General features: G+C 61.0%; 29 protein-coding genes. 19 read left to right on the forward strand and 10 right to left on the reverse strand.

Annotation, left to right across the window (positions count from 1 at the left end):
• Window positions 1-122 precede the first annotated feature (122 nt).
• The 13 genes from CAF74_RS25270 to recX all read left to right on the forward strand — a co-directional run bounded on the left by CAF74_RS25270 (window position 123) and on the right by recX (window position 11,417).
• Window positions 123-1,994, forward strand: coding sequence for a hypothetical protein (locus tag CAF74_RS25270; RefSeq protein ID WP_085748143.1), 1,872 nt, complete (start codon window positions 123-125; stop codon window positions 1,992-1,994).
• Window positions 1,981-3,216 (forward strand): DNA circularization protein, encoded by a 1,236-nt coding sequence (locus tag CAF74_RS25275; protein WP_085748144.1) that lies wholly within the window; start codon window positions 1,981-1,983, stop codon window positions 3,214-3,216. The genes CAF74_RS25270 and CAF74_RS25275 overlap by 14 nt, the downstream gene beginning before the upstream one ends.
• Before the next feature lie 3 nt (window positions 3,217-3,219).
• Window positions 3,220-4,263, forward strand: coding sequence for a phage baseplate assembly protein (locus CAF74_RS25280; protein WP_085748145.1), 1,044 nt, complete (start codon window positions 3,220-3,222; stop codon window positions 4,261-4,263).
• A 27-nt stretch (window positions 4,264-4,290) separates the two neighbouring features.
• On the forward strand, window positions 4,291-4,800 hold the full coding sequence (locus CAF74_RS25285; protein ID WP_085748146.1) for a phage baseplate assembly protein V: 510 nt from the start codon (window positions 4,291-4,293) through the stop codon (window positions 4,798-4,800).
• Window positions 4,800-5,198 (forward strand): phage GP46 family protein, encoded by a 399-nt coding sequence (locus tag CAF74_RS25290; protein WP_085748147.1) that lies wholly within the window; start codon window positions 4,800-4,802, stop codon window positions 5,196-5,198. Before CAF74_RS25285 ends, CAF74_RS25290 begins: the two co-directional genes overlap by 1 nt.
• On the forward strand, window positions 5,188-6,231 hold the full coding sequence (locus CAF74_RS25295; RefSeq protein WP_085748148.1) for a baseplate J/gp47 family protein: 1,044 nt from the start codon (window positions 5,188-5,190) through the stop codon (window positions 6,229-6,231). Before CAF74_RS25290 ends, CAF74_RS25295 begins: the two co-directional genes overlap by 11 nt.
• The gene (locus tag CAF74_RS25300) at window positions 6,219-6,818 is read left to right on the forward strand and encodes a YmfQ family protein (protein ID WP_085748149.1); all 600 of its coding nucleotides are present in this window, start codon (window positions 6,219-6,221) and stop codon (window positions 6,816-6,818) included. Before CAF74_RS25295 ends, CAF74_RS25300 begins: the two co-directional genes overlap by 13 nt.
• Before the next feature lie 10 nt (window positions 6,819-6,828).
• On the forward strand, window positions 6,829-7,977 hold the full coding sequence (locus tag CAF74_RS25305; RefSeq protein WP_085748150.1) for a tail fiber protein: 1,149 nt from the start codon (window positions 6,829-6,831) through the stop codon (window positions 7,975-7,977).
• A gap of 174 nt (window positions 7,978-8,151) precedes the next feature.
• Window positions 8,152-8,715: a glycoside hydrolase family 19 protein gene (locus CAF74_RS25310; protein ID WP_085748151.1), complete on the forward strand. Its 564-nt coding sequence runs from the start codon at window positions 8,152-8,154 to the stop codon at window positions 8,713-8,715.
• Complete coding sequence (locus CAF74_RS25315) at window positions 8,697-9,227, forward strand: lysis system i-spanin subunit Rz (RefSeq protein WP_085748152.1); 531 nt, start codon at window positions 8,697-8,699, stop codon at window positions 9,225-9,227. The genes CAF74_RS25310 and CAF74_RS25315 overlap by 19 nt, the downstream gene beginning before the upstream one ends.
• Before the next feature lie 68 nt (window positions 9,228-9,295).
• Complete coding sequence (locus CAF74_RS25320) at window positions 9,296-9,796, forward strand: CinA family protein (protein WP_085748153.1); 501 nt, start codon at window positions 9,296-9,298, stop codon at window positions 9,794-9,796.
• An 83-nt stretch (window positions 9,797-9,879) separates the two neighbouring features.
• On the forward strand, window positions 9,880-10,938 hold the full coding sequence (gene recA, locus CAF74_RS25325) for a recombinase RecA (RefSeq protein ID WP_003222269.1): 1,059 nt from the start codon (window positions 9,880-9,882) through the stop codon (window positions 10,936-10,938).
• A gap of 8 nt (window positions 10,939-10,946) precedes the next feature.
• Window positions 10,947-11,417: a recombination regulator RecX gene (gene recX / locus CAF74_RS25330; RefSeq protein ID WP_039771298.1), complete on the forward strand. Its 471-nt coding sequence runs from the start codon at window positions 10,947-10,949 to the stop codon at window positions 11,415-11,417.
• 70 nt (window positions 11,418-11,487) lie between these two features.
• Here the strand turns inward: recX and CAF74_RS25335 are convergent, their stop codons facing one another.
• The gene (locus tag CAF74_RS25335) at window positions 11,488-12,606 is read right to left on the reverse strand and encodes a TIGR00730 family Rossman fold protein (RefSeq protein WP_085748154.1); all 1,119 of its coding nucleotides are present in this window, start codon (window positions 12,604-12,606) and stop codon (window positions 11,488-11,490) included.
• Between the two features lie 353 nt (window positions 12,607-12,959).
• Between CAF74_RS25335 and CAF74_RS25340 the strand changes: the two genes are divergently transcribed.
• Entirely contained in the window at window positions 12,960-13,154 is a 195-nt protein-coding gene (locus CAF74_RS25340) for a hypothetical protein (protein WP_085748155.1), read from the forward strand.
• On the opposite strand, the gene CAF74_RS25345 is transcribed toward CAF74_RS25340, so the two are convergent.
• A complete protein-coding gene (locus CAF74_RS25345) occupies window positions 13,155-13,580 on the reverse strand; it encodes a PA3611 family quorum-sensing-regulated virulence factor (protein ID WP_085748156.1) in 426 nt (141 codons plus the stop codon).
• A gap of 189 nt (window positions 13,581-13,769) precedes the next feature.
• On the opposite strand from CAF74_RS25345, the gene CAF74_RS25350 reads away from it, so the two are divergent.
• From CAF74_RS25350 to CAF74_RS25360, 3 genes are all read left to right on the forward strand, one after another.
• Complete coding sequence (locus CAF74_RS25350; protein WP_007954936.1) at window positions 13,770-14,513, forward strand: tRNA-uridine aminocarboxypropyltransferase; 744 nt, start codon at window positions 13,770-13,772, stop codon at window positions 14,511-14,513.
• A 224-nt stretch (window positions 14,514-14,737) separates the two neighbouring features.
• A complete protein-coding gene (gene erdR, locus CAF74_RS25355; RefSeq protein WP_007954938.1) occupies window positions 14,738-15,388 on the forward strand; it encodes a response regulator transcription factor ErdR in 651 nt (216 codons plus the stop codon).
• A gap of 75 nt (window positions 15,389-15,463) precedes the next feature.
• Entirely contained in the window at window positions 15,464-15,826 is a 363-nt protein-coding gene (locus CAF74_RS25360; protein WP_003222276.1) for a diacylglycerol kinase, read from the forward strand.
• On the opposite strand, the gene CAF74_RS25365 is transcribed toward CAF74_RS25360, so the two are convergent.
• Window positions 15,823-16,749: a LysR family transcriptional regulator gene (locus CAF74_RS25365; protein WP_011332748.1), complete on the reverse strand. Its 927-nt coding sequence runs from the start codon at window positions 16,747-16,749 to the stop codon at window positions 15,823-15,825. The genes CAF74_RS25360 and CAF74_RS25365 overlap by 4 nt on opposite strands.
• 144 nt (window positions 16,750-16,893) lie before the next feature.
• Between CAF74_RS25365 and fpr the strand changes: the two genes are divergently transcribed.
• Window positions 16,894-17,673, forward strand: coding sequence for a ferredoxin-NADP reductase (gene fpr, locus CAF74_RS25370; protein ID WP_007908723.1), 780 nt, complete (start codon window positions 16,894-16,896; stop codon window positions 17,671-17,673).
• A 125-nt stretch (window positions 17,674-17,798) separates the two neighbouring features.
• On the opposite strand, the gene tsaA is transcribed toward fpr, so the two are convergent.
• From tsaA to rimO, 6 genes are all read right to left on the reverse strand, one after another.
• A complete protein-coding gene (tsaA, locus tag CAF74_RS25375; protein ID WP_176240510.1) occupies window positions 17,799-18,497 on the reverse strand; it encodes a tRNA (N6-threonylcarbamoyladenosine(37)-N6)-methyltransferase TrmO in 699 nt (232 codons plus the stop codon).
• A 183-nt stretch (window positions 18,498-18,680) separates the two neighbouring features.
• Window positions 18,681-19,451 (reverse strand): SDR family oxidoreductase, encoded by a 771-nt coding sequence (locus tag CAF74_RS25380; protein ID WP_085748158.1) that lies wholly within the window; start codon window positions 19,449-19,451, stop codon window positions 18,681-18,683.
• Window positions 19,452-19,607: 156 nt separating this feature from the next.
• Complete coding sequence (locus CAF74_RS25385) at window positions 19,608-20,075, reverse strand: DUF1456 family protein (protein ID WP_085748159.1); 468 nt, start codon at window positions 20,073-20,075, stop codon at window positions 19,608-19,610.
• A gap of 73 nt (window positions 20,076-20,148) precedes the next feature.
• Window positions 20,149-20,859, reverse strand: coding sequence for an rRNA pseudouridine synthase (locus CAF74_RS25390; RefSeq protein ID WP_011332751.1), 711 nt, complete (start codon window positions 20,857-20,859; stop codon window positions 20,149-20,151).
• Window positions 20,860-20,943: 84 nt separating this feature from the next.
• On the reverse strand, window positions 20,944-21,417 hold the full coding sequence (locus CAF74_RS25395) for a GNAT family N-acetyltransferase (protein WP_041475157.1): 474 nt from the start codon (window positions 21,415-21,417) through the stop codon (window positions 20,944-20,946).
• A 111-nt stretch (window positions 21,418-21,528) separates the two neighbouring features.
• Complete coding sequence (rimO, locus tag CAF74_RS25400) at window positions 21,529-22,866, reverse strand: 30S ribosomal protein S12 methylthiotransferase RimO (RefSeq protein ID WP_085748160.1); 1,338 nt, start codon at window positions 22,864-22,866, stop codon at window positions 21,529-21,531.
• A 347-nt stretch (window positions 22,867-23,213) separates the two neighbouring features.
• Between rimO and CAF74_RS25410 the strand changes: the two genes are divergently transcribed.
• A complete protein-coding gene (locus CAF74_RS25410) occupies window positions 23,214-25,055 on the forward strand; it encodes a potassium transporter Kup (RefSeq protein WP_371857361.1) in 1,842 nt (613 codons plus the stop codon).
• Between the two features lie 65 nt (window positions 25,056-25,120).
• Here the strand turns inward: CAF74_RS25410 and CAF74_RS25415 are convergent, their stop codons facing one another.
• Window positions 25,121-25,447: a DUF3077 domain-containing protein gene (locus tag CAF74_RS25415; RefSeq protein ID WP_085748162.1), complete on the reverse strand. Its 327-nt coding sequence runs from the start codon at window positions 25,445-25,447 to the stop codon at window positions 25,121-25,123.
• Window positions 25,448-25,747: the final 300 nt, after the last annotated feature.

A 25,747-nucleotide genomic window follows, 5' to 3' on the forward strand; every position in this document is an offset into this window, starting at 1 on the left:
GCCTATGACCTGGCCTGGTTCTGGAAGGTTGACCCCGAACAGATGATGGCCAGGCCACTGGATGTGCTTCGCGAATCGCTGGAGCACGCGCAACGGATCAATGCGATGCAGCAGGTGCAGTGATGGCTAATACACAATTGAGCCTGATCCCGCAGAACTTCCCCGTCACGGTCAACATGCTCGTGGTGCTCAAGGGCGCCGAGAAAATGGAGGCCGAGATGAAGGGGCTGCGCGGCAAGGTCGCAGCATTCAAGAAAAGCATGGAAGACAGCGGCCTGGAGCCGCTGGATGTCGCCGGATTCATTTCCGAAGGTGGCCTGCTCAAGCCGTTTCAAGACGGCATCAAGAAGGCCATCGAAGCGCAGGATGCGCTGGCGAAGAAAGTCCGGGCGAACAAGGGGCTGAAAGTGCCCAAGGTTGTGCACGGAGAAACCTCGGCCAACCTTGAGAAGTTCAACAAGGCACTGGACAAGGTATCGCTGAAGATCGGTCAGGCGCTGTTGCCGGCAGTCAACAGCATCGTCACCGCTATCACGCCGGTGATCACCTCGATTGGTCAGTTCCTCGCGAACAATCCGTACCTCGTCGAGGGACTGGCTGCCGCGGCGGTGGCGTTCACGGTGGTGACGGTCGGTGCAATGGGGCTCGTCGCAGTGCTGGGCATCCTGGCTTCACCGATCGGCCTGGTTGCTGCGGCCATCGCCGGGGCTGTGGCGCTGATTGTGATTGGTGCGCGCCTGATCACCAACAACTGGTCTTCGATTTCCGGGGTCTTCAGCAAAATGTGGACTTCCACCCGTGAAGCCTTCGATAGCGGAGTCACGGCGGTGAAGGAGGGGCTGGCTTCGATGGGCGCCTCGATCGGCAAAACGTGGGATGAGACGCGTGAGCTGTTCTCCGCTGGCGTCGACACCGTCACGAAGTTCTTCGACGAGACCGTGGCGAGCGCGACGGCGGGTATCGAGGCACTCAGTACGAAGTTCTCTTTCTCGCCTCGCGATGTGATGGACAAGGCGCTGGCAACCGCCGGTACAGTCATCAGTGACTTCTTTGACAGTACGATCGCCAGGACGAAGGCGGGTATCGAAGCACTCAGTGCGAAGTTCTCTTTCTCGCCTCGCGAGGTGATGGACAAGGCGCTGAAAACCGCCAGTACGGTCGTCAGTGATTTCTGGGACAGTGCGGTCGCCAATGCAACGACCGGCATCGAAAAACTCAAGGCCTCGTTCTCGTTTTCGCCCCGTGAAGTGCTGAGCCAGGCGCTGGCCACTGCCAGTGGTGTGGTCGGTGATTTTTACAACGGCGTGGTAGCCAGCGCAGGGGCGGGTGTGGAGTCGCTCAAGGCGCGGTTCAGTTGGTCGCCGATCCAGACCATCAACGAAGCCTGGCAGCCGGTCACTGATGTGTTCTCGGCGCTGCGGGATGTCGTTGGGGCTTCCATGGCCTCGTTGCAGGACAGCTTGCGCCGAGTGTTCGACGTCTTGCCTGTGGAGTCCGCAACGGCGGCCTGGGGTGGCGTGACAGGCTACTTTTCCGGTTTGTGGGCATCGTTGACCACGGATGCGCAATCGGTGAAGGGTGTGTTCGGTGACCTTTTCGGCCAGTCTCCGCTGGACTCGATCAAACAGAAGTGGGAGCCCGTCATCGTCTGGTTCAGTGATATGTGGACGAGGCTGCAGAGCATCTTCGGACAGGTCAAGGAACTGCTGGGTGGCCATTTCTCCGGATTCTTCGAAACCGTAACCGGCAGCGCTGCGACACCTGCGGGGGCGGCCGGGTTGAACAGTCCGTTGCCACAGTCCTCCAGCGCCCTGATCCAGCAAAGTGCCGCCAACAGCCGCACGCAACTCGAAGGCGGCCTGACGGTGCGCTTCGAAAATGCGCCGGCCGGGCTGCGTACCGATCAACCGCAAACCAATCAGCCGGGCCTGGCGCTGTCTTCGCGCATCGGCTATCGCTCGCTGTCCATGGGAGGTTCCAATGAACTGGCGTGACCGTTTGGTGCCGGCGTCCTTTCGTGGGGTCGGTTTTTGGGTCGATCAGGCGAAAACCCCGGTCGGCCGCAACGGGCAATTACACGAATATCCGCAACGCGACCTGCCGTTTTTCGAGGACCTGGGCCAGCAGGCCAAGACCCACGACCTGACGGCTTTCATCGTCGGCCCCGATTGCCTCGAGCAGCGCGACAAGCTGCTCAAGGCGCTGGAGCAAGGCAGCGGCGAACTGGTGCATCCGTGGCTGGGGCGCCTGCAGGTCAAGGTCGGCGAATGCGATATGACCCACACCCGCCAGGACGGCGGGCTGGTGACTTTCGCACTGAAGTTCTATCCCGACCGGCCCCTGCCGTTTCCGACTGCCACTGTCAGCACGCAGAAAGTGTTGCTGGCCAAGGCTGACACCTTGCTGGGTTCTGCGGTGGCACGCTTCGAACAGGCCATGACCCTGATCAAGGCTGCGCGGATCGGCATCGCCAATCTGCGCAATAGCCTCACCGGGGTCTATGACGTGATCAAGGAACAGCTCAAGCCACTGATCGAGCAGTACAAAGAGATCACCGAGCTGGTCAAGGCCGTCAAGGAACTGCCCAAGGAAGTGGCGGCGGAGTTCAAGGGGCTGCTGGGCGATATCAAGGAGCTGAAGGCATTCGCGAAGGAGGGCTATCGTGGCGTGATTGCCGACGTGTCCCAACAGATCGAAGCCATCCGCGAGGCTGATGCGCCGAAACTCACCACCGGCAAGGACACCACGGCTGCGGCGCAGGCCATGGCCGATCTGGTGCAGGACACGCTGATCGTGAAAGTGGCGCAGTGGGTCGCCTCGATGCCGGTGGCTTCGACACCGGTGAAACTGACGTCGACGCCCACGGTGGCGCAACAGGCGATTCAACCGGTTACCCGCCAGGAAGTGCCGGTCACCGACGATCTGCAACTGCTGCAAAAAGAGCTGGTCGAGGCGCTCCAGCTGGCGCAGAACAAGGCCGATCCCGCGCACTATCAAGCCATCAGCGATGTGAAGGAAGCGCTGATCGCGCACCTCAAGGCTGTGGCGTCGTCCGGTGTGCGACTGGTCAGCAAGTCGTTTCAGGAAAGCCTGCCGGCGCTGGTCGTGGCCTACAAGCAATTTGCCGATGCGACCCGGGTCACGGAAGTGACCCAGCGCAACGGCATCGCTCATCCGGTGTTCTCACCCAACGATGTGAAAGTCTCCAGGGAGTGAGCCATGGACGAGATGGACAACCACGTCACACTGACGGTCGGCGACATGGAATATGGCGGCTGGAAAAGCGTGGAAATCAGCGCCGATCTGGAGCGCCAGTTCCGCACCTTCAAACTCGATATCACCTGGCAATGGCCGGGACAGACCGTCGATCAGCGGATCAAGGCCGGCGACCCGTGCGAGGTGCGGATCGGCAAGGATCTGGTCCTCACCGGATACGTCTTCAAAGCCCCGATCAGCTATGACGGGCGGCAGATCAGCCTGAGTGTCGAGGGCAGTTCCAAGACCCAGGATCTGGTGGATTGTGCGGCGCGAAACATCCCCGGCCAATGGCAGGATCAATCGCTGTTGAACATCGTCCAGGCCCTGGCCGGGGAATACACGCAGTTTGTGGTCAACGAGATTCCCGAGACTGCACGCCTGAGCAAGCACACGATCGTCCCGGGTGAAACGGTGTTTCAGTCGATCGATCGTCTGCTCTCGCTGTACCGGGTGTTTTCCACCGATGACGCCGAAGGTCGACTGGTGCTGGCCAGACCGGGCAGCGGCGGCCGCGCCAGCGATGCGCTGGAGCTGGGCAAGAACATCCTGTCGGCCAACGCGCCGATGGATTACAGCCAGGTGTTCTCCGAATACCGGGTGATCGGCCAGCAAAAGGGCAACGACAAGAAGAGTGGGGCGGCGGTCAGCGAGGTTGAATCCAGTGCGACCGATCTGACATTCAAGCGTCGACGCACCACCATCATCAACGAAGGCTCGCAACTCACGTTCGAACTGGCCCAGCAACGGGCCCAGTGGGAAAGCGCCACGCGCATGGGCCGGGCGCTGACCACCACCTATCAGGTGCAGGGCTGGCGCCAGTCCAACGGCGATCTGTGGCGCCACAACACGCTGGTGAAGGTCAAGGATCCGGTACTCGGGTTCGATGAAGACATGCTGATTTCCAAGGTCACGTACTCGTTGTCGGCGCAAGGCTCGGTGACCACCCTGCAAGTGGCGCCGCCGCATACCTTCGACGCCAATCCGATCCCACCGAAAAAAGCCTGAGCCGGCACCTCCCTCCAAGGAAACCCTATGAGCCTACTGACACGCCTGCTGGCGCGCGGCACTGTCGTGCTCGCCAGTTCGGCCTCCAAGCTGCAATCGCTGCAAATGCGCCTCACCGCCGGTGAAGTGAACGACGACGTGGAGCACTTCGAACCCTACGGTTTCACCAGCCATCCATTGGCCGGTGCCGAAGGCGTCGTCACGTTTCTCGGCGGTGACCGCTCTCATGCCATCGCCCTGGTGGTCGCTGACCGCCGTTACCGCCTGCAATCGCTGGCGGCCGGCGAGGTGGCGATCTACACCGACGAGGGCGACAAAATCCACTTCAAGCGCGGGCGGATCATCGACATCGAAACCGCCACGCTCAATATCCGCGCAAGTACGGCCGTGAACTTCGACACACCGGTGATCAACCAGACCGGCAAGATCGTGTCCACCGGCGATCAGGTGGCCGGCGGCATCAGCCAGATCAAGCACGTGCACGTCGGCGTGCAGGCCGGTAGCGGCCAGACCGGTGCGCCGGCGGGAGGCCAGTGATGTTTATCAGTCAAAACCTGCACGCCGCGCTGACTCGCGCGGTGTTGATCAGCCTTTTTACCTGGCGCCGCGCTGCCGACGACGATGCCCTCGACGACGAGGAACGTTACGGCTGGTGGGGCGACACTTTTCCCACCGTGGCCAATGACCGCATCGGTTCGCGGCTGTGGCTGCTGCGTCGGGTCAAGCTGACCCGCCAGACACAGATGGACGCCGAGTTCTACGCCCGTGAAGCCTTGCAATGGCTGATCGACGACGGCCATTGCAGCGCCATCGACATCATCAGCGAACGCCTCGACGCCCAGCGCCTGAACCTGCGCACGGTCCTGACCCTGGCCGACGGCGAGCGCCTGGACATCAACCCTGAAAACAGTTGGCAGGTGATCTATGCCGTTTGAAACCCCTTCGCTGCCGGTGCTGATCAAGCGCACCCAAAGCGACCTGGCCGGCGATTCGCTGCGCCAGTCCGATGCGCAAGTCCTGGCCCGCACCCTCGGTGGTGCGGTCTATGGACTGTATGGCTATCTCGATTGGATCGCCGAGCAGATCCTGCCCGACACGGCCGATGAGTCGACCCTGGAACGGATTGCCGCCCTGCGCCTGAACCAGCCGCGCAAATCCGCGCAGGTTGCCACCGGCAGCGTCAGCTTCAGTGCCAGCGCCGGGGCGGTGCTGGATGTCGACACGTTGCTGCAATCGAATGACGGCCGGACTTACCGGGTCACTGCCGCACGCACCACCAGCAACGGCGTCAACAGCACGACCATTGCAGCCCTGGATCCCGGTAGCCAGGGCAATGCCGATGCCGGGCTGACACTGGTGCCGGTGCAACCGATTCTGGGCATTGCCGGTAACAGCTTTATCGTCCTGGCACCCGGGCTGACGGGCGGCATCGCCCGGGAAAGTCTGGAGTCCCTGCGTTCGCGGGTGATCCGCTCCTACCGGCTCATTCCTCACGGCGGTTCGGCCCAGGACTACGAGACATGGGCGCTGGAGTGCCCCGGGATCACTCGGGCATGGTGTCGCGGCAACTTCCTGGGGCCGGGCACGGTCGGCGTATTCGTCATGCGGGACGACGATGCGCAGCCCATTCCCAATGACGAGCAGCTCGCTGAAGTACAGGCCTATATCGAACAGTTGCGGCCGGTGACGGCGGATGTGCGGGTGCTCGCCCCGGTGCAAGTGTTGGTCAACTACAAGCTGCGCATCACCCCCGATACCAGCGCAGTGCGGGCAGCGATCGAAAGTCAGCTGCGTGACTTGCACAACCGAGAAGCCGGGCTGGGGGAGACCTTGTTGCTCAGCCATATCTCCGAAGCCATCAGCAGTGCGACCGGTGAGACCGACCACTCGCTCACCTCTCCAAAAGCCAACGTGACAGCCGCCAGCAACGAGTTGCTGACCTTTGGAGGTTGCGAATGGCTGTCCTGAGAAATGCCGAGCAATACCGCAGTCAACTGCGCAGCCTGCTGCCCAGTGGTCCGGCCTGGGAACTGGAGCGTCTGCCGGAACTGGGCCAGGTGCTCGATGGCATCGCTGCGGAGCTGGCACGTCTGGATGCGCGCGCCATCGTCCTGCTGAACGAGATGGATCCGGCTGGCGTCAGCGAGCTGGTGCCGGACTGGGAACGGGTCATGAACCTGCCGGATCCGTGCCTTGGCGCTACGCCCCTGTACGACGATCGACGCCTTGCCGTACGCCGGCGATTGCTGGCGGTGGGCGGACAGACGGCCGCGTATTTCATTCAGATCGCTCGCAGCCAGGGCTATCCGGACGCCACCGTCACCGAACTTCGGGCACCCCGCATGGGGCGCTCAAGGTTTGGTCAGGCGCATTTCGGGACCTGGAAGGCGCAGTTCATGTGGGTACTCAACACCGGTGGGCGCCTGTCGCTGGGCCGTCGTTATGGCGCCAGTTACTGGGGCGAACGTTTTGGCATGAACCCGGGCTCTGCCCTGGAATGCCTGATTCACCGCAGCGCACCGGCTCATACGCAGGTGCAGATCAATTATGACTAAGGAATGAATAATGGATTATCCAAAGAGTGTGCCCAGCGTTGGACTGGTCAATGGCAAGTTTGTCGATGAAAACCCGGTGGCGGGAACGCCCGGTTCGCTGATTCCGGCGATCTGGGGCAACTCCGTCACCGATGAATTGCTGGGCGTGATCAAGGGCGCCGGTGTGACTCCCGACGAAGTCGATCTGGGGCAACTGTTGCTGGCTGTGCGCAGGATCAATCAGACCGGGCTGGTCGATTACGCGATGGACACGGGCACAGCCAATGCCTATCGCGCCAACTATGCGCCGGTCGTTCTCAATGTGGTGGACGGGTTGGTGCTGCGTTTCAAGGCCCTCAATGCCAACACCGGTGCCAGTACCTTCTCGGCCAACGGACTGGCGGCCAAACCGATTGTCGGGGTTGACCACAACGCGGTTCAGGAAGGGGAGATCACGGCATCCGGCGACGTGTGGGTGCAGTGGAACAGCACCATTGCCGGTGGCGTATGGGTGATGATCGCGAGCACCGGCATGGTCAAACAGACCGGCAGTGACATTGGTGATATCAAAACCGTAGCCACGGCAGAGCCGCCCAAGGGATGGCTCAAATGTAATGGTGACATTGTTTCCCGCACGCAATATGCGGCGCTCTTTGCGGCGATCGGCACGCGATTCGGGGCCGGTAATGGCAGCACGACTTTTGCCCTGCCGGATCTGCGCGGCGAGTTCGTGCGGGGCTGGGACGATGGTCGCAAGGTCGATAATGCTCGAGTTCTGGGCAGTGCCCAGGCCGGTCAGAACCTTTCGCATACCCACGGCGCTTCGGCGGCGGCGGCAGGGGCGCATGCCCACGGTGCTTCGGCGTCCGTTGCCGGCAATCACGCCCACTCCGGTATCACCAATGAATCCGGGGATCACCAGCACGGCATTCTGGCTTCGGGTAACAACACTTCCTATGGCCGTCAGGGTACGGGCAGTGGCCCTGGTGACTATGCCGCCGTCACGGCTCCAGGCGGTAATCACGCGCACGGTCTCTATATCAACGCGGCCGGTGATCACTCGCACGCGATCACGGTCAACGCTGTGGGTGATCACACCCACGCGGTGACGATCGCTGCAGACGGGGGCAATGAAGCACGCCCACGAAACGTCGCGCTGCTTTACGTCATCAAGTACTGAACCGAGTACCGCAGGCAGCACAGTGCGTGCCTGCGGATCACTTCGGTTTCGCCTTTCCATTTGTCAGTCACGGGAGCGAACGACGGTACTCCTGAAAATTCTGGCAAAAAATGGCTGGCTGGCATCAGCCTGCAGCCATGGTTCAATCGGAGCATCCAGGGAGGACCGAGCATTATGCAAATTACTGAAGACAACCTACTCAACATCATGCCCAACGCCCGCCGCCAAGCGGGCGTTTTTGTTTCACCGCTCAACGACGCCATGGCCCGCCATCGCATCGATACACCGAAACGCATCGCTACGTTTCTCGCTCAGATCGGACACGAGTCCGGGCAATTGCAGTACGTACGTGAGCTGGGCAACAACCAGTACCTGAGCAAATACGACACCGGTACGCTGGCCTTGCGCCTGGGCAACACGCCCGAGGCTGACGGCGACGGGCAGAAGTATCGCGGGCGCGGGCTGATCCAGATCACCGGGCGCAGCAATTATCGTCAGTGCAGTCTCGGACTTTTCGGTGACGAGCGCCTGCTGGCCTTGCCTGAGTTGCTCGAACAACCGCAATGGGCGGCGGAGTCCGCGGCGTGGTTCTGGGAGAAGAATGGCTTGAACGAACTGGCGGATCAGGATCAGTTCAACAGCATCACCCGGCGGATCAACGGCGGGTTGAACGGTTTGCAGGACCGCCTCGACATCTGGGCGCGGGCGAGGGCAGTGTTATGCCAGCCTTCGGTCTGAAGTTCTGGTGTGTCATCGGCGCTTTGCTGCTGGCCGGTGGTTCGGCGGCGCTGGCCTGGCAGGTCCAGGACTGGCGCTACGAAGGACGGCTGGCCGAGCAGGCCCGGCTGCATGCCGAAGCCCTCAATCAATTGACTCTGACCGCCGCCACAGCGCAACAGGCGGAGCAGGACAAGCGCCTGGCCCTGGAGCAACGGCTCACGGCCAGTGATCAAACCCATTATCGAGCACTGAACGATGCCCAACGTGATCAGGATCGCCTGCGCGATCGTCTTGCCACTGCTGATCTGCGCCTGTCAGTCCTCATCGACGCAGGCGACGCTGCCCAAGGCTGCGGTGTGCCAGCCACCTCCGGCGCCGGCGGCGTGGATCATGCAGCCGTACGCGCCCGACTTGACCCGGCGCATGCTCGACGAATTGTCGCCATCACCGGCGAAGGCGACCGTGGACTGATTGCCTTGCAGGCTTGTCAGGCCTATATCAGAGCGCTGGCGCCCGAACATTTTGAATAAGCTTGTGTATTGAAAGCGCAACCGGCTCGTGTACGGTGGTACCCATTCCATCCGATCCGGAGCGCGCCGTGAAAGAAATCACCCAACTGGCGGCCGAACTTGGCCGACGTCTGCAATTGCTCAATGCCCACGTCACGACGGCCGAGTCCTGCACCGGTGGCGGGATTGCCGAAGCCATCACCCGCATTCCGGGGAGTTCGGCGTGGTTTGAGGCGGGTTACGTGACCTATTCCAACCGCCAGAAAACCCAGCAGCTGAATGTACCGACGGAGCTGTTCGGCACCGTGGGCGCGGTCAGTCGCGAAGTGGTCGAGGCCATGGTGCGCGGCGCCCGGGAAAAAAGCCTGGCGCGGTTTGCCGTGGCGGTCAGCGGTGTGGCCGGGCCGGACGGTGGTTCGCCGAACAAACCGGTGGGCACCGTCTGGCTGGCGTGGGGTGTGGGCGACACGGTTTCCAGCGAGGTCCAGCACTTCCCCGGCAACCGCGACGAAGTCCGCCGACAAACGGTGAAGGCCGCGCTAGAGGGCTTGCTGCGACTAGCGGCACGAGAAATCGAAAATCAGGGGTAGGCGATCCGTGAACGCTGTGGAATAATACTGGCTACTTATACAGGTGTTGGCCGTCAGGCCTTATTGATTACGTGAGGACTTTAATGGACGACAACAAGAAGAAAGCCTTGGCTGCGGCCCTGGGTCAGATCGAACGTCAATTCGGCAAGGGTGCCGTAATGCGTATGGGCGATCAGGACCGTCAGGCGATCCCGGCCATTTCCACCGGCTCTCTGGGTCTGGACATCGCACTCGGCATCGGCGGCCTGCCAAAAGGCCGTATCGTTGAAATCTACGGTCCTGAATCTTCCGGTAAAACCACACTGACGCTGTCCGTGATCGCCCAGGCTCAAAAAGCCGGTGCGACCTGCGCCTTCGTCGACGCCGAACACGCCCTCGACCCTGAGTACGCCGGCAAGCTGGGCGTCAACGTCGACGACCTGCTGGTTTCCCAGCCGGACACCGGCGAACAGGCCCTGGAAATCACCGACATGCTGGTGCGCTCCAACGCCGTTGACGTGATCATCGTCGACTCCGTGGCCGCACTGGTGCCAAAGGCTGAAATCGAAGGCGAAATGGGTGACATGCACGTGGGCCTGCAAGCCCGTCTGATGTCCCAGGCGCTGCGTAAAATCACCGGTAACATCAAGAACGCCAACTGCCTGGTGATCTTCATCAACCAGATCCGCATGAAGATCGGCGTGATGTTCGGCAGCCCGGAAACCACCACCGGTGGTAACGCGCTGAAGTTCTACGCTTCGGTTCGTCTCGACATCCGCCGTACCGGCGCGGTGAAGGAAGGCGACGAAGTGGTCGGCAGCGAAACCCGCGTCAAGGTTGTGAAGAACAAGGTCGCTTCGCCGTTCCGTCAGGCCGAGTTCCAGATTCTCTACGGCAAGGGTATCTACCTGAACGGCGAGATGATCGACCTGGGCGTGCTGCACGGTTTCGTCGAGAAGTCCGGCGCCTGGTATGCCTACGAAGGCACCAAGATCGGTCAGGGCAAGGCCAACTCGGCCAAGTTCCTGGCGGACAACCCGGAAGTCGCGGCCAAGCTCGAGAAGCAACTGCGTGACAAACTGCTGTCGCCAGCCGTGATCGCTGACTCCAAGGCTTCTGCGGTCAAAGAGACCGAAGACGACCTGGCTGACGCTGATATCTGATTGCACCGATGACAACCGCCGTACTCGATACCCTCGTCGCGGTGCGGCGAACCGCCATGGACCTGCTCGCGCGCCGCGAGCATGGTCGAGTTGAGCTGACGCGCAAACTGCGTCAGCGTGGCGCTCCCCCCGAGATGATCGAAACAGCCCTCGACCGTTTGACGGAAGAAGGGCTGCTTTCCGAAGCCCGTTATCTTGAAAGCTTTGTTTCCTATCGCGCCCGTTCCGGTTACGGCCCACTGCGGATTCGCGAAGAACTGAGCCAGCGCGGGTTGCAACGCGCCGATATCGAACTCGCCTTGCGCGAGAGCGGTATCAACTGGCAGGAGCAGCTAACAGACACGTGGCAACGGAAGTTCTCCGGACAGCTTCCCGGCGATGCCAAGGAACGCGCCAGACAAGGTCGATTCCTGGCGTACCGGGGATTCTCGATGGAGATGATCAACCGCTTGTTCAGCGGCAGAGGTATGGACGATTAAATCGCTCCAGCTTCAATCAAAAAATAAAAAACGGCCCGCTATTTCGATAGCGGGCCGTTTTTTTTTGCCTTCACGTTACCTTCGACGGTTCGCGAGTGCGTTGCGCGGTTTGGGGTTTTGAGTGGGCCCAGTTTTCCGGCAGGTTGATGTAGTCCACCAGCTCCCGCAGACGCCCGTGATCCCGGGCATTGAAGGCGAATGCCAGGCGCGTCAGGTGGCTGAATTGAGCATCGTCGTGCTCTTCGCCGGCGTAGGCGTGTTGATGGAACTGGTCACTCAGGCACAAATCGGCAAACGCTTCCTGCATATGCTCCAGGGCCTGATCGCTCAACTTGTGGTTCATGCGAATGACAAACTGGCGCTTGAGCCAACGGCTGGAGTGGAAGTTGCCGTAGAACTTGTTGATCTGCTCCACCGCCTCTTCAACGTTGTAGACCAGGCGCACCAACTTCAGGTCGGTCGGCAGAATGTAACGGTTTTCCTCCAGTTGCTGGCGAATGAAGTCCAGCGCGCCTTGCCAGAAAGTCCCGCCCGGTGCGTCCAGCAGCACCACCGGCACCAGAGGGCTTTTGCCGGTCTGGATCAGCGTGAGCACTTCCAGCGCTTCGTCCAGGGTGCCGAACCCGCCGGGGCACAACACCAGCGCATCGGCTTCCTTGACGAAGAACAGCTTGCGGGTGAAGAAGAAGTGGAACGGCAGCAGGTTGTTGGTACCGTCCACGGTGGGGTTGGCATGTTGTTCGAAGGGTAGGGTGATGTTGAAACCCAGGCTGTGATCGCGGCCGGCACCTTCATGGGCGGCGGCCATGATTCCGCCGCCGGCACCGGTGATGACCATCATGTTCGAGCGGGCCAGCGAGGCCCCGAGTTCCCGAGCCATGGCGTAAAGGGGATGTTCGACCGGGGTGCGGGCCGAGCCGAACACCGTGACCTTGCGTCGCCCCTTGAACTGTTCGAGCGTGCGAAACGCCTGCTCCAGTTCGCGCAGGGCTTGCAGGGTGATCTTGGCATTCCAGCGGTTGTGATCTTCCTGGGCCATGCGCAGCACGGTCAGGATCATGTCGCGGTAGATGGGGGAATTCGGGCTGTCGGGTGACACCAGGTTGAGTTGTTCTTCGACCTTGCTGATGAGGTCGTGGCCGCTTTCCTGAAAATGGCGGCTGAGCAGGTCATTCGGTTGGTAAGGCATGCAACTTCTCCTTCTGCACAGAGCTTTCGGCCCTGACGTGCGGCGTCAGTGACGCGCTGCAAGAAAATAAACAGCCGGCAGCTCCTTTCCTGCCGTTAATAAAATGATCGGGAATACGTTGAATCTAGACCCTCAAAGCATTTTTCGCTCATTGAGCATTGCGCTGCAAAGTCTTTCCTGGCAACTGCTTATTGCCGTTTTGCGAAGTGTTTTCACCGCTCGTCCGATGCTGCGTCGAGGGCTGAATGCTCTGATTTACTAAATTAAAGGCGCCGTACGACAACTTTGCGTCAACGACCGTACGCAAGGTGCACGCTATTCAAGGATTTGCGGGTGGCAAGGAGGCAGGACACATGACCAGAGTCATTCTGGAGATCGATACGCAGCTGTATCGGTTGTTGAAAGCATCGGCCGAGACCAATCATGTGAGTCTTGAAGAGGAGTGCTGCCGACGCCTGGCGGGAGGGGAGCGCCGCTCGCGTTACTTGCAGGCCTTGCTGGCCGAACTGCGCGCCGAGGATGAACAGCGGCGCGCTACGTCGCGATGATTACTTCTTCTTCGCTGGAGCCGCTTTCGGGCAATCCGATTCCTGGTAGCTGGCGGAGCCGATCGCCTTGTTGCTTTTCACTTCGGTGAATTCATAACGCATGATCGCGCCTTTGGCCATCAGCTTGCGGTACGACGGATTGTTGCAGACCGAGGCGCCCAGCTGGAAATACACGGCTTTGGGATCGGCGCGCATTTTGTCGGCGTGGCTCTTTTGCACGCTCAGGTGATTGACCAGCGTGGTGCCTTCGACGGTGTAGCCCTGATCAAGAATGTCTTCGTTGATCGCCCGTGGCGTGCCGACGCTGCTTTGTGCGGCGACATTGCGCAGCTCTCGGTTCAGATTCTGCTCACTCAGGGATGCAGCCTGAGCGCTGAAGGACGAAGCCAGCAGAATGGCAGCGGTGGGAACGATAAGGCGCAGCATGAAACTCTCCTGGTTCAGTGACTGGTGGTTCGACCAGCCACGTGACTGTGCGTTCAGTGGCGGCGAATTATAGGGGAGCCGGTCGGGAGGGTACAGGCTTGTGCCCGTCGCTCTGGTAAACTGCCGCCCTTTATTGCCCTGCCGAGTGTCGTTCGTGTCGAGTTTTCCTGTCTGCCGGTGCCGCCTGCGATGAATCATGCCCCCAACGCCGTGGCCCGCCTGCGCGATCAGCGCGAGGACGAAGGCATCAAACCGATCCAGGCCCGTGGCTTTCGCTCCCCGCGCTGCCGCGATTGCCGGGTGATCATCAGCCATTGCCTGTGCGCCTGGCGGCCAACCGTCGATACACGCTCGGGCGTTTGCCTGATCATGACCGGCAAGGAAGTGTTCAAGCCAAGTAACACCGGTTGGTTGATCGCCGACATCGTGCGCGACAACCATGCCTTCATCTGGTCGCGGACCGAACCCGACGAGCAACTGCTGGCGCTGCTGAACGACCCGCAATGGCAGCCGTATCTGGTATTCCCCGGCGAGTACGTCGAACCTTCGCGGGTGACCAACACCGTGGATCTCGATAGCAGCAAGCGTCCGCTGTTCATCCTGCTGGATGCGACCTGGACCGAAGCCCGGAAGATTTTCCGCAAGAGCCCGTATTTCGACCGTTTGCCGATCCTCAGCCTGTTGCCCGACAAACTCTCGCGCTATCGCCTGCGCCGCTCGACCCGCAGCGAGCACCTGTGCACCGCCGAAGTGGCGGCGCTGTGTCTGGAACTGGCCGGCGATTCGGACGCGGCGTCGGCGCTGGATGCCTATTTCGATGTGTTCAGCCAGCATTACCTGGGGGCCAAGCAGCAACTGGATGTCAATGTGTCGACGCCGGCCCACGCCGAATTGCTGCCCTATATCCGAAACGCGGCGCCAGTACCGGCCTGATCCTGGCCCATACTGCTAAAGCAGTGGCCGTGCGGCTTGACCACCCCGGCTTCGCTGGTCATGCTTGGCGCCGATTGGGGTGCGGCCAAGGTTTGAAACGCCGTTTTTGTTCGTGATTGGCGTTGAACGTGCCCCTGTGGATACCGCTGCCGGGCGGTATCTGGATTTGCTTTGGTGAGGCCCGAATGCGCGGGCCCGCCATCAAAAACAGGATCATTTGAAAAATGGCCACATACGACATCCTGATTGCCGATGATCACCCTCTCTTTCGTAGCGCGCTGCATCAAGCAGTGACGATGGGCCTTGGCCCGGATGTACGCATGGTGGAGGTGGCGAGCATCGCCGAGCTGGAAACCCGCCTGACCGAAAAGGCTGACTGGGATCTAGTGCTGCTGGACCTGAACATGCCGGGCGCTTTCGGATTTTCCGGGCTGGTGATGCTGCGCGGTCAATACCCGCAGATTCCGGTGGTGATGGTTTCGGCCCAGGAAGAAGCCTCGGTGATGGTCAAGTCCCGGGAATTCGGTGCCAGTGGTTTCATTCCCAAGTCCAGCGACCTGAGCGTGATTCAGGAAGCGGTGCGTAAAGTGTTGGACGGGGACGTGTTCTGGCCACCCCAGGCGTTCGAAGCGGTCAGCGTTTCGGATGAAGCCAAAGCCGCCAGCGATGGCCTTGCGAGCCTGACGCCGCAGCAGTTCCGGGTGCTGACCATGGTCTGCGAAGGTTTGCTGAACAAGCAGATCGCCTACGAGCTGAGCGTGTCCGAAGCGACCATCAAGGCCCACGTCACGGCGATTTTTCGCAAGTTGAACGTGCGGACCCGGACCCAGGCAGCTTTACTGCTGCAACAACTTGAGTCAATTCCGAGCCAGTAAGCGCTGGCGTCTTCACGCTTTTTTGACTTTCGTTGATCTAGCTTCCCCACTTCCTTTCGGTCGGTTATCTACTTTATGTCACCTTTCAAGGGCCAGACGGGCCTGAAACGCATCCTCAACGCTTCCGGTTACTCGCTGGACGGCTTGCGCGCCGCCTTCACTGGCGAAGCCGCATTCCGCCAGTTGGTGCTGCTTAACGTGGTACTGATTCCGCTGACGTTTTTCCTCAATGTCAGCCGGGTCGAGCAGGCGCTGCTGATCGCCGTGTGCCTGCTGGCGCTGATCGTCGAGCTGTTGAATTCAGCGGTGGAGGCGGCCATCGACCGTATCTCGCTGGAGTTGCACCCGCTGTCCAAGAACGCCAAGGACATGGGCAGTGCCGCGCAATTCGTGGCACTGAGCATGATCGCCCTGGTGTGGGCGGTGATTCTGCTCTAAGCGATGCTCGGCAGAACGATCTCGTCGCTGCGCTGGACCCCGGCGGTGAAGGCGCGGCACAGATCGAGGAATTCGCGCATGGCGGAGGTCTGGTACTTCTGCTTGTGCCAGATGAAATAGAACTGCCGCGCCAGATCCAGATCCGGCGTCTCCACCGGCACCAGGCTGCCGCGACGGAAGGCGTCACGCAGCGCCAGGCGCGAGATGCAGCCAATCCCCAGACCTGATTCCACCGCGCGTTTGATCGCTTCGGTGTGTTCCAGCTCCAGCCGGATGTTCAGCGCGCTGCGATGATGACGCATCGCCTGATCGAAGGTCAGGCGCGTCCCCGACCCCTGTTCCCGCAAAATCCATGCTTCATGAGTCAATTCCTCCATGGTCGCGCTGCCGCGCTTGGCCAACGGATGCTGTGGGGCGCAGAACACCACCAGTTCATCCTCGACCCAGCTTTGCACCTCGATGTCCGGGTGGCTGCAATCGCCCTCGATTAGACCCAGATCAATTTCGTAATGAGCCACTTGTTGCACGATATTGGCAGTGTTCTGCACATGCAGCTTCACCTGGCTTTCGGGGTGGCGCTGCATGAAACCGCCGATCAGCAGGGTCGCCAGGTAATTGCCGATGGTCAGGGTCGCGCCCACCGACAGCGAGCCGAAACCGGATTTGCCGTTGAGCAGGTCTTCGATTTCCTTGGCCTGATCGAGCAGGGCCACCGCTTGTGGCAACAACTGTTTGCCGAGGGCGTTGAGGCTCAGGCGTTTACCGGCGCGGTCGAACAGCTGGCAGCTGGACTGGCGCTCCAGTTCGGTGATGGACGTGCTGGCAGCCGATTGCGACAGGTTGAGCAGACCCGCAGCACGGGACACGCTTTCCTGCTGGGCGACGGCGACGAAGACTTGCAGTTGACGAAGAGTAAATCGCATATCGATATAACCGATAACCCTTATCTTAATAATCCAGTTAACAGATATTGTCGGCGCTATTAGAATGCGATGCAATTGCGCACCGTCGGCATTCTTCAACACGAGCCGGGCAGGCGCAGATCAATCTCCAGGAGTCCCACGTACATGAGCAACATGAACCACGAGCGTGTCCTCAGTGTTCATCACTGGAACGACACTCTGTTCAGCTTCAAGTGCACCCGCGATCCGGGCTTGCGCTTCGAGAACGGTCAGTTCGTGATGATCGGCCTGCAACAGCCAAACGGCCGCCCGCTTATGCGCGCTTACTCGATCGCCAGCCCGAACTGGGAAGAGCATCTCGAGTTCTTCAGCATCAAGGTGCAGGACGGTCCGCTGACCTCCCAGCTGCAGCACCTGAAGGAAGGCGACGAGATCATCATCTCGAAAAAACCGACCGGCACCCTGGTGCTGGACGACCTGAACCCGGGCAAGCACCTGTATCTGCTGAGCACCGGCACCGGTCTGGCGCCGTTCATGAGCGTGATCCAGGACCCGGAAACCTACGAGCGCTTCGAGAAAGTGATCCTGGTTCACGGTGTTCGTTACGTCAACGAAGTCGCCTACCGCGAATTCATCACCGAGCACCTGCCGCAGAACGAGTTCTTCGGCGAGGCGCTGCGTGACAAGCTGATCTACTACCCGACCGTGACCCGCGAACCGTTCGAGAATCAGGGCCGTCTGACCGACCTGATGCGCAGCGGCAAGCTGTTCAGCGACATCGGCCTGCCACCGATCAACCCGCAGGACGACCGCGCGATGATCTGCGGCAGCCCGAGCATGCTCGACGAGACCAGCGAAGTGCTCGACAGCTTCGGCCTGAAGATCTCGGCGCGTATGCGCGAGCCGGGTGACTACCTGATCGAGCGCGCATTCGTCGAGAAGTAAGCTGTTTATAGGTGACGCAGAGCGTCACTGGATGCATTCCCACGCAGACGGTTCGACGCCTCGACGTGGGAACGATCAGCCCGCGTTGCCTGAGAAGGCAGCGCGGGCTTTTTCGTTTTCGCGATTCAGTCAGCGGCGGGGATGACTTCCAGAACGCGGATCTGCTCAGGCACAGGGTAGTGCCAGCGCACATCCAGATCCCAGAACTGCGCACCGTATTCGCGTTTGGGCGCGGGCGTCTGATAGGCCGGGCGCGGATCTTGGGCCAGGCACTGCTCGATCAGCTCGACCAGCGGCTCGGCCAGGCGCTGAGCGTGCGTGTGCGCCTGTTGCAGCGCCGCGTCCGTCCACTGCACGTCGATCAGTTGCGGCGCGGCACTGGCGATGCTGTTGGAAGCGTCAGCAATGATGTCGGCGTAGGGCACGTAGGGTTTGACGTCGAGAATCGGCGTGCCGTCCAGCAAGTCGATGCCGGAGATGAACAGGCGGTTGGCCTCGACCTTGTCCAGTTTCACCACCGACTGACCGATGCCGTTCGGCCGGTGCGTGGCGCGGGTGGCGAACACGCCCATCGACTTGTTGCCACCGAGGCGCGGAGGGCGGACTTTGAGTCGCGGCTTGTCTTCCAGCGCCTGATGGAACAGGAACAGCAGCCAGACATGACTGACCTGCTCCAGCCCTTGCACCGCGTCACCCTGATCGAAGGGTGCCACCAGTTCCAGCACGCCACGGGCGGCGGGGGCCAGTTGCGGCTGGCGCGGGATGGCGAACTTCTCCTTGAAGCAGGAGCGGACGAAGCCGATGGGGGAGACGCTGTAAGTCATGGTTTGCATTCGAAGCGGAGCAGGGCGGGCATGATAACCCGTCCGGCCGCCAGTCTGGTGCTGGCAGACCTGACGCTATCGCCGGCAAGCCAGCTCCCACAGGGTTCGCGGGAGTTCGCATCATGTGTGTACACCAAAAGACCTGTGGGAGCTGGCTTACCAGCGATAGCCTCACCGCCGATATCAGAGACTAAACCCGCCATCCAGCGGAATGATATTCCCGGTCATGTACGCCCCGGCGGTACTCGCCAGGCTGATCGCCAGCGCAGCCATCTCTTCCTCACGCCCCCAGCGTTTCATCGGGATCAGCGCAGTGTCTTCGGCCAGCGCCTGCTGGTCGCTGCCGATGTGCTGGGTCATTTTGCTCGGGAAGCGTCCCGGCGCGATGACATTGACGTTGATGTGCTGGCTCACCAGTTCCCGGGCGAGAATCCGCGACAGTTGATGCAGGGCCGCTTTGCTCGGTCCGTAGGCATAGGCCTGTTCACCGAAAGACGAGATCCCCGCTACCGAGCCGATGTTGATGATCCGCGCCGGATTGGCCGCCGACCCGGATTGGCGCAGCAACGGCAGAAACTGCTGGATGCAACTGAACACCGAGGTCACGTTGAGTTGCATGACTTTCTCCCAGCCCTTGACCGGGTAGCTCTCCAGCGGCGCGCCCCAAGTGGTGCCGGCGTTGTTCACCAGAATGTCCAGATGAGTGATCTGCTCGCCCAGTCGCGCGGCCAGCTCTTTCACGCCTTCTTCTGTCGCCAGATTCGCCGCCATGCCATGACACGTGCCCAGGGCACTGAGTTCTTCAGCGGTTTGATGACAGGCTTCCGCGTCACGGGAGCAGACGTACACGCGGGCGCCTGCTTCGACAAACGCCTTGGCGATCATTTTGCCGATACCACGGGTGCCGCCGGTCACCAGGGCGGTGCGGCCTTGCAGGGAGAAATACGGGTGCATGGCGAATCCTGAGGGCTAGGGTTCAGTACACCCTAGTCGCCGGCTGCGAAAAGCGGAGCCACTATTTTTGGAAGGAATGGGAGGCCATAGGGCCAGCTTCAAGTTGCGAGCGTCGAGCTACGAGTAAAAGCTTGCAGCTCGACGCCTGTCGCTGCTTTACGCTCTCACGCGGAGCGTGAGCCCCTTGAGGAAATTGCGCAGCAACTGATCGCCGCACGGGCGGTAGTTGGTGTGGCCGACCTTGCGGAACAGCGCACTCAGCTCAGGCTTGGACACCGGGAAGTCGGCAGCCTTGAGGATCGCGTGCATGTCGTCTTCCTTCAGTTCGAAGGCCACGCGCAGCTTTTTCAGGATGATGTTGTTGGTCACCGGCAGTTCGATCGGCAGCGGCGGACGGCTTTCGTCCTTGCCGCGCTTGAAGATCACCAGACCGTCGAGGAAGTGCGCGATGACTTCGTCCGGGCAGCGCACGAAACCTTCTTCGTCTTCTTCTTTCTTGTCGAGGTACGTCACGACATCGGCAAGCGTGACGTCCAGGCCGCCGAGTTTGATGATCTCGACCACTTTCTTGTCGCTGATGTCGAGCATGTAGCGCACGCTGCGCAGAACGTCGTTGTGAACCATGTGTGCAATCCTGATTGTTCGCTGTGGGCACCGAGCGGGGCGCGATGCCGGAATGTAGGGTGGCTTGCGAGCCTTAGAATTTCTCTTTGCCGGACAGGTAGCGCCATTGGCCGACCGGCACCTTGCCGATGGACACGCCGCCGATGCGGATGCGGCGGATGCCGATGACCTTCAGGCCGACCGCTTCGCAGAACTGGGCGATGATCCCCGGCTGCGGGTTTTTCATGGCGAAGCGCAGGCGGTTTTCGTTCTGCCAGCTGGCCTTGACCGGCGGCAGCTCCTTGCCCTTGTGAGTGAGGCCGTGCTGCAGGCGATTGAGGCCGTGGGCAACCATGTCGCCTTCGACTTCGACCACGTATTCCTGCTCTATCTTGGCCGCGTCGGCGGTGAGCTTGCGCAACACCTTCCAGTCCTGGGTGAACACCAGCAGGCCGCTGGCCTTGGGTTGCAGGTCGGCGCTGGCGGTCAGGCGCAGGAAGTGCCCGCGCAGCGGACGCTTGCCGTAGCGGTGTTCTTCGCTGAGGGTTTCGGCGTTCAGCGACTGCATGGCGCTGTCGACATCCATGCCGGCCGGCACGTTGAGCAGGATGGTCACCGGCTCCGGCGCGGTGGCCTTGGCGTCCTTGTCGAGCTCGACCTTTTGGTCGCCGACCTTGAACTGCGGCTCGTCGATGACTTCGCCGTCCACGGTGACCCAGCCGCCCTCGATGAACAGCTCGGCCTCCCGGCGGGAGCAACCGACCAGCTCGATGAGGCGTTTGGAGAGGCGAATCGGGTCAGTCATGACAGGGGCCGTAACAAAAAAAGGGGTGGGCATTGTACCTGCCTGGGGCCGGTTAAGCCCGATTGCATTTGCGCCGTGTGGCTTTTAGCCGCGTACGGCGCGCTGCTCCGGTTGTTTCAGGCGCATGTGCAACAGCGGATACGGCTGGCCCATGCCATCGACTTCCGAGCGGCCGATCACCTCGAACCCTTGCTTGAAGTAAAACCCCAGGGCCTGCGGGTTCTGTTCGTTGACGTCCAGTTCGTCGGCGTTCAGGTGCTCCATCGCGTACTTCAGCAGTTTCTTGCCAAGGCCCTGGCCGCGATGGGCCGGGTCGATGAACAGCATTTCGATCTTGCCTGCCGCGACCCCGGCAAACCCGGTGATGCGCTGATGGCTGTCCCGGGTGCAGATCAGCATCACTGCGTCGAGGTAGCGGGTCAGCACCAGATTCTTCAGCAGCTCGATGTAGGATTCCGGCAGGAAATCATGAGTCGCGCGGACCGAGGCCTCCCAGACCCGGGTCAGTTCCTGATAATCGCTGAGTTTCGGCGTGTGGATGACCGAGTGGTGACGCATGCCCGATAGCCTCTTTGTCATGGATGAGGGAGTCCTTCCCCTCACAAACTCTAGCCGTAAAAAAGCCCCGCATCTCGTAAAAGAGAGCGGGGCTTTCTGTATTTTTCGCGCTTAGATCTGTTCGGCCCAGAGGTCGTATTCGTCGGCGTCGGTCACCTTGCACCAGACCTTGTCGCCCGGCTTGAGGTTGCTGCCGTTGTCGATGAACACGTTGCCGTCGATTTCCGGGGCATCGAAGAAGCAGCGGCCGACCGCGCCCTGCTCGTCGACTTCGTCCACCAGCACTTCGATTTCACGGCCGATGCGCATTTGCAGGCGCGCCGAGCTGATGGCCTGCTGGTGCGCCATGAAGCGTTCCCAGCGATCCTGCTTGACGTCGTCCGGAACTACTTCCAGATCCAGATCGTTGGCTGGAGCGCCTTCGACCGGCGAATACTGGAAGCAGCCGACGCGGTCGAGCTGGGCTTCGGTCAGCCAGTCCAGCAGGTACTGGAAGTCTTCTTCGGTTTCGCCGGGGAAGCCGACGATGAAGGTCGAACGGATGATCAGGTCCGGGCAGATTTCGCGCCAGTTCTTGATCCGCGCCAGGGTCTTGTCTTCGAACGCCGGGCGTTTCATCGACTTCAGGACTTTCGGGCTGGCGTGCTGGAACGGGATGTCCAGGTACGGCAGGATCTTGCCAGCGGCCATCAGAGGGATCAATTCGTCGACGTGCGGGTACGGGTAAACGTAGTGCAGACGGACCCAGACACCGAGGGTGCTCAGCGCTTCGCACAGTTCGGTCATGCGGGTTTTCACCGGCGCGCCGTTCCAGAAACCGGTGCGGTATTTGACGTCAACGCCGTAGGCACTGGTGTCCTGGGAAATCACCAGCAGTTCCTTCACGCCGGACTTGACCAGACGCTGGGCTTCGTCGAGCACGTCGCCAACCGGACGGCTGACCAGTTTGCCGCGCATCGACGGGATGATGCAGAAGCTGCAGCTGTGGTTGCAGCCTTCGGAAATCTTCAGGTACGCGTAGTGGCGCGGGGTCAGCTTGATGCCTTGCGGCGGCACCAGGTCGATCAGCGGGTTGTGATCCTGCTTCGGCGGCACGACTTCGTGCACCGCGTTGACCACTTGCTCGTACTGCTGCGGACCGGTGACGGCCAGCACGCTCGGGTGCACGTCACGGATATTGCCTTCTTCCACGCCCATGCAGCCGGTCACGATGACCTTGCCGTTTTCCTTGATCGCTTCGCCGATGACTTCCAGCGATTCGGCCTTGGCCGAGTCGATGAAGCCGCAGGTGTTGACCACGACCACGTCGGCGTCCTGATAGGTGGACACCACGTCATAGCCTTCCATGCGCAGCTGGGTCAGGATGCGCTCGGAGTCGACCAGTGCTTTCGGGCAACCCAGAGAAACGAAGCCAACCTTTGGATTGGCCGGCGCAGGAGTGGTGGACATGTCTAACCTCGGTGTTTTGTGACATCGATTACCTTGTTCAGGAACCGACGGACGGGCGCTTGAAGTGCGCCTCTGATCAAAAAGTGCGCAATTCTAGCGACGAGCAGCGCACTTGACCAGCTTTATGCAGGGAAATACGACGAGTGCTGCGCTATGCTTCGCGCCGTTGCGCTTTACTGAATTTTTACAGTCAAGAAAACGTCTGTTACAGGGCGTAAAAACGCGCATGCTGCACACAAAGCATAGTGCTTCATCTAAGAAGCCGGTCTGGGAATCAGGAGTGTTGGATGGGTCAGGCAAGTAGTCACGCGGCAGGCGCCGAAGGTTCGGCCACCAAGCCGCTGAGCATGCTGGTCGCGGCGGTCGGGGTAGTTTACGGCGACATCGGCACGAGCCCGTTGTACACCCTCAAAGAAGTGTTTTCCGGCGCTTACGGCGTGCCTGTCAATCACGACGGAGTGCTCGGCATTCTGTCGCTGATTTTCTGGTCGCTGATCTGGGTCGTTTCAATCAAGTACATGATGTTCGTCCTGCGCGCCGACAACCAGGGCGAAGGCGGGATCATGGCGCTCACCGCGCTGGCTCGCCGGGCAGCGGCGGGGCGCAAGCGGTTGCGTACGTTGCTGGTGGTCTGCGGGCTGATCGGCGCGGCGCTGTTCTATGGCGACAGCATGATCACCCCGGCGATTTCCGTGCTCTCGGCCATTGAAGGTCTGGGCCTGGCCTTCGACGGCATCGACCACTGGGTGGTGCCGCTGTCACTGGTGGTGCTGGTCGGGTTGTTTCTGATCCAGAAGCACGGAACGGCGCGGATCGGCATTCTGTTCGGGCCGATCATGGTCACCTGGTTCCTTGTCCTCGGCGCCCTCGGCGTCTACGGTATCAGCCACTACCCGGAAGTGCTGCACGCGATGAACCCGGTCTGGGCCGTGCGCTTTTTCATGGTTCATACCGGCATGGGCGTGGCCATCCTCGGTGCCGTGGTGCTGGCGCTGACCGGTGCCGAAGCGCTGTACGCCGACATGGGCCACTTCGGTCGCAAGCCGATTGCCCGTGCGTGGTTCCTGCTGGTGCTGCCGGCGCTGGTGCTCAACTATTTCGGTCAGGGCGCCCTGCTGCTGGAGAACCCGGAAGCGGCGCGTAACCCGTTCTACCTGCTGGCGCCGAGCTGGGCGCTGATTCCGCTGGTCGGTCTGTCGACCCTGGCCACGGTGATCGCCTCCCAGGCGGTGATTTCCGGCGCATTTTCCCTGACCCGCCAGGCGATCCAGCTCGGTTACATCCCGCGCATGTACATCCAGCACACCTCCAGCGACGAGCAGGGCCAGATCTATATCGGCGCCGTGAACTGGTCGCTGATGGTCGGCGTGGTGTTGCTGGTGATCGGCTTCGAATCCTCCGGCGCCCTGGCCTCGGCCTACGGCGTGGCGGTGACTGGCACGATGCTGATGACCACGATTCTGGTCTCGGCAGTCATGTTGCTGCTGTGGAAATGGCCACCGATTCTGGCGGTGCCGGTGCTGCTCGGCTTCCTGCTGGTGGACGGCCTGTACTTCGCCGCCAACGTGCCGAAGATCGTCCAGGGCGGTGCCTTCCCGGTGATCGCCGGTATCGCGCTGTTCGTGCTGATGACCACCTGGAAGCGCGGCAAGCAACTGCTGGTCGAGCGCCTCGACGAGGGCGCGCTGCCGCTGCCGATCTTCATCAGCAGCATCCGCGTGCAGCCACCGCACCGCGTGCAGGGCACCGCCGTGTTCCTCACCGCCCGCTCCGACGCGGTGCCGCACGCGCTGTTGCACAACCTGCTGCACAACCAGGTGTTGCATGAGCAAGTGGTGCTGCTGACGGTGGTCTACGAAGACATCCCGCGCGTCCCGCCATCCCGACGCTTCGAAGTCGAGGCTCACGGTGAAGGCTTCTTCCGGGTGATCCTGCACTTCGGCTTCACCGACGAACCGGACGTGCCGCAGGCACTGAAACTGTGCCATCTGGATGACCTCGACTTCAGCCCAATGCGTACGACTTACTTCCTCAGCCGCGAAACGGTCATTGCCTCGAAACTTGAAGGCATGGCCCGTTGGCGTGAAGCGTTGTTTGCGTTCATGTTGAAGAATGCCAATGGGAACCTGCGGTTCTTCAATCTGCCGCTGAATAGGGTGATTGAGTTGGGGACGCAGGTGGAGATGTAAACCGGCGTCATCGAAGAGCCCCCGTCAGCCTTGTGGCTGGCGGGGGCTTTTTCGTTTTTGTGCCGTTACATGCTTTCTGGCAGTTCTGCCTCAGATTCGGTCTTCGTTCTCGCAGGTCGCGGCATCAGAGCCTTCATCACGTCGTCGACCAAGGCCTTGCCGACTATCGTCAGGTAATGCGCGGCCCAGGCGTGGCGGTCGCTTTCCTTGTCGTAGGCGGCATCCTCGGCGAAGGATTTGGCGAGAAACAGCAAGTCTGAAGCCTGGGACAGTGCTTCGACGATGGGAACGCCGGAGCGAACGTTGAGTAACGCCTGATCCGAGCTGTAGAGGAAAGAGGTGAAACCGATGGTTGTGAGGTCTGCGGGGGACGGCGATTTCGTTTCGGTCATGGTGCTACTCCTTGGTTCGAGGAGCTGCGACTTCCGTTACCACACGAAAGGGAGGCAGCTGTACGCAGGGTGGTAAACCGGGAACCAAGGAAACCGGCACGCCCGAAGGCGTCCCACGCACAGCTGCCATAACTCGAGATCACAGAAATGAAAGTGCCTGTGATTTAGATGAGGGCGCTGTTGCGCTGGTTTGTCCGGGTTACCACACCCGATCACTGAAGGGTCAGCGACCTCTGGAGAGTATCCCGTCGAAAAACAGCGCAACAGGGCGGCAAAGTGCCCAAACACGAGATTAGGAGT

Source organism: Pseudomonas sp. R45(2017) (genome assembly GCF_002112305.1).
In the GTDB taxonomy this organism is placed as follows: Bacteria; Pseudomonadota; Gammaproteobacteria; order Pseudomonadales; family Pseudomonadaceae; genus Aquipseudomonas; species Aquipseudomonas paraglycinae.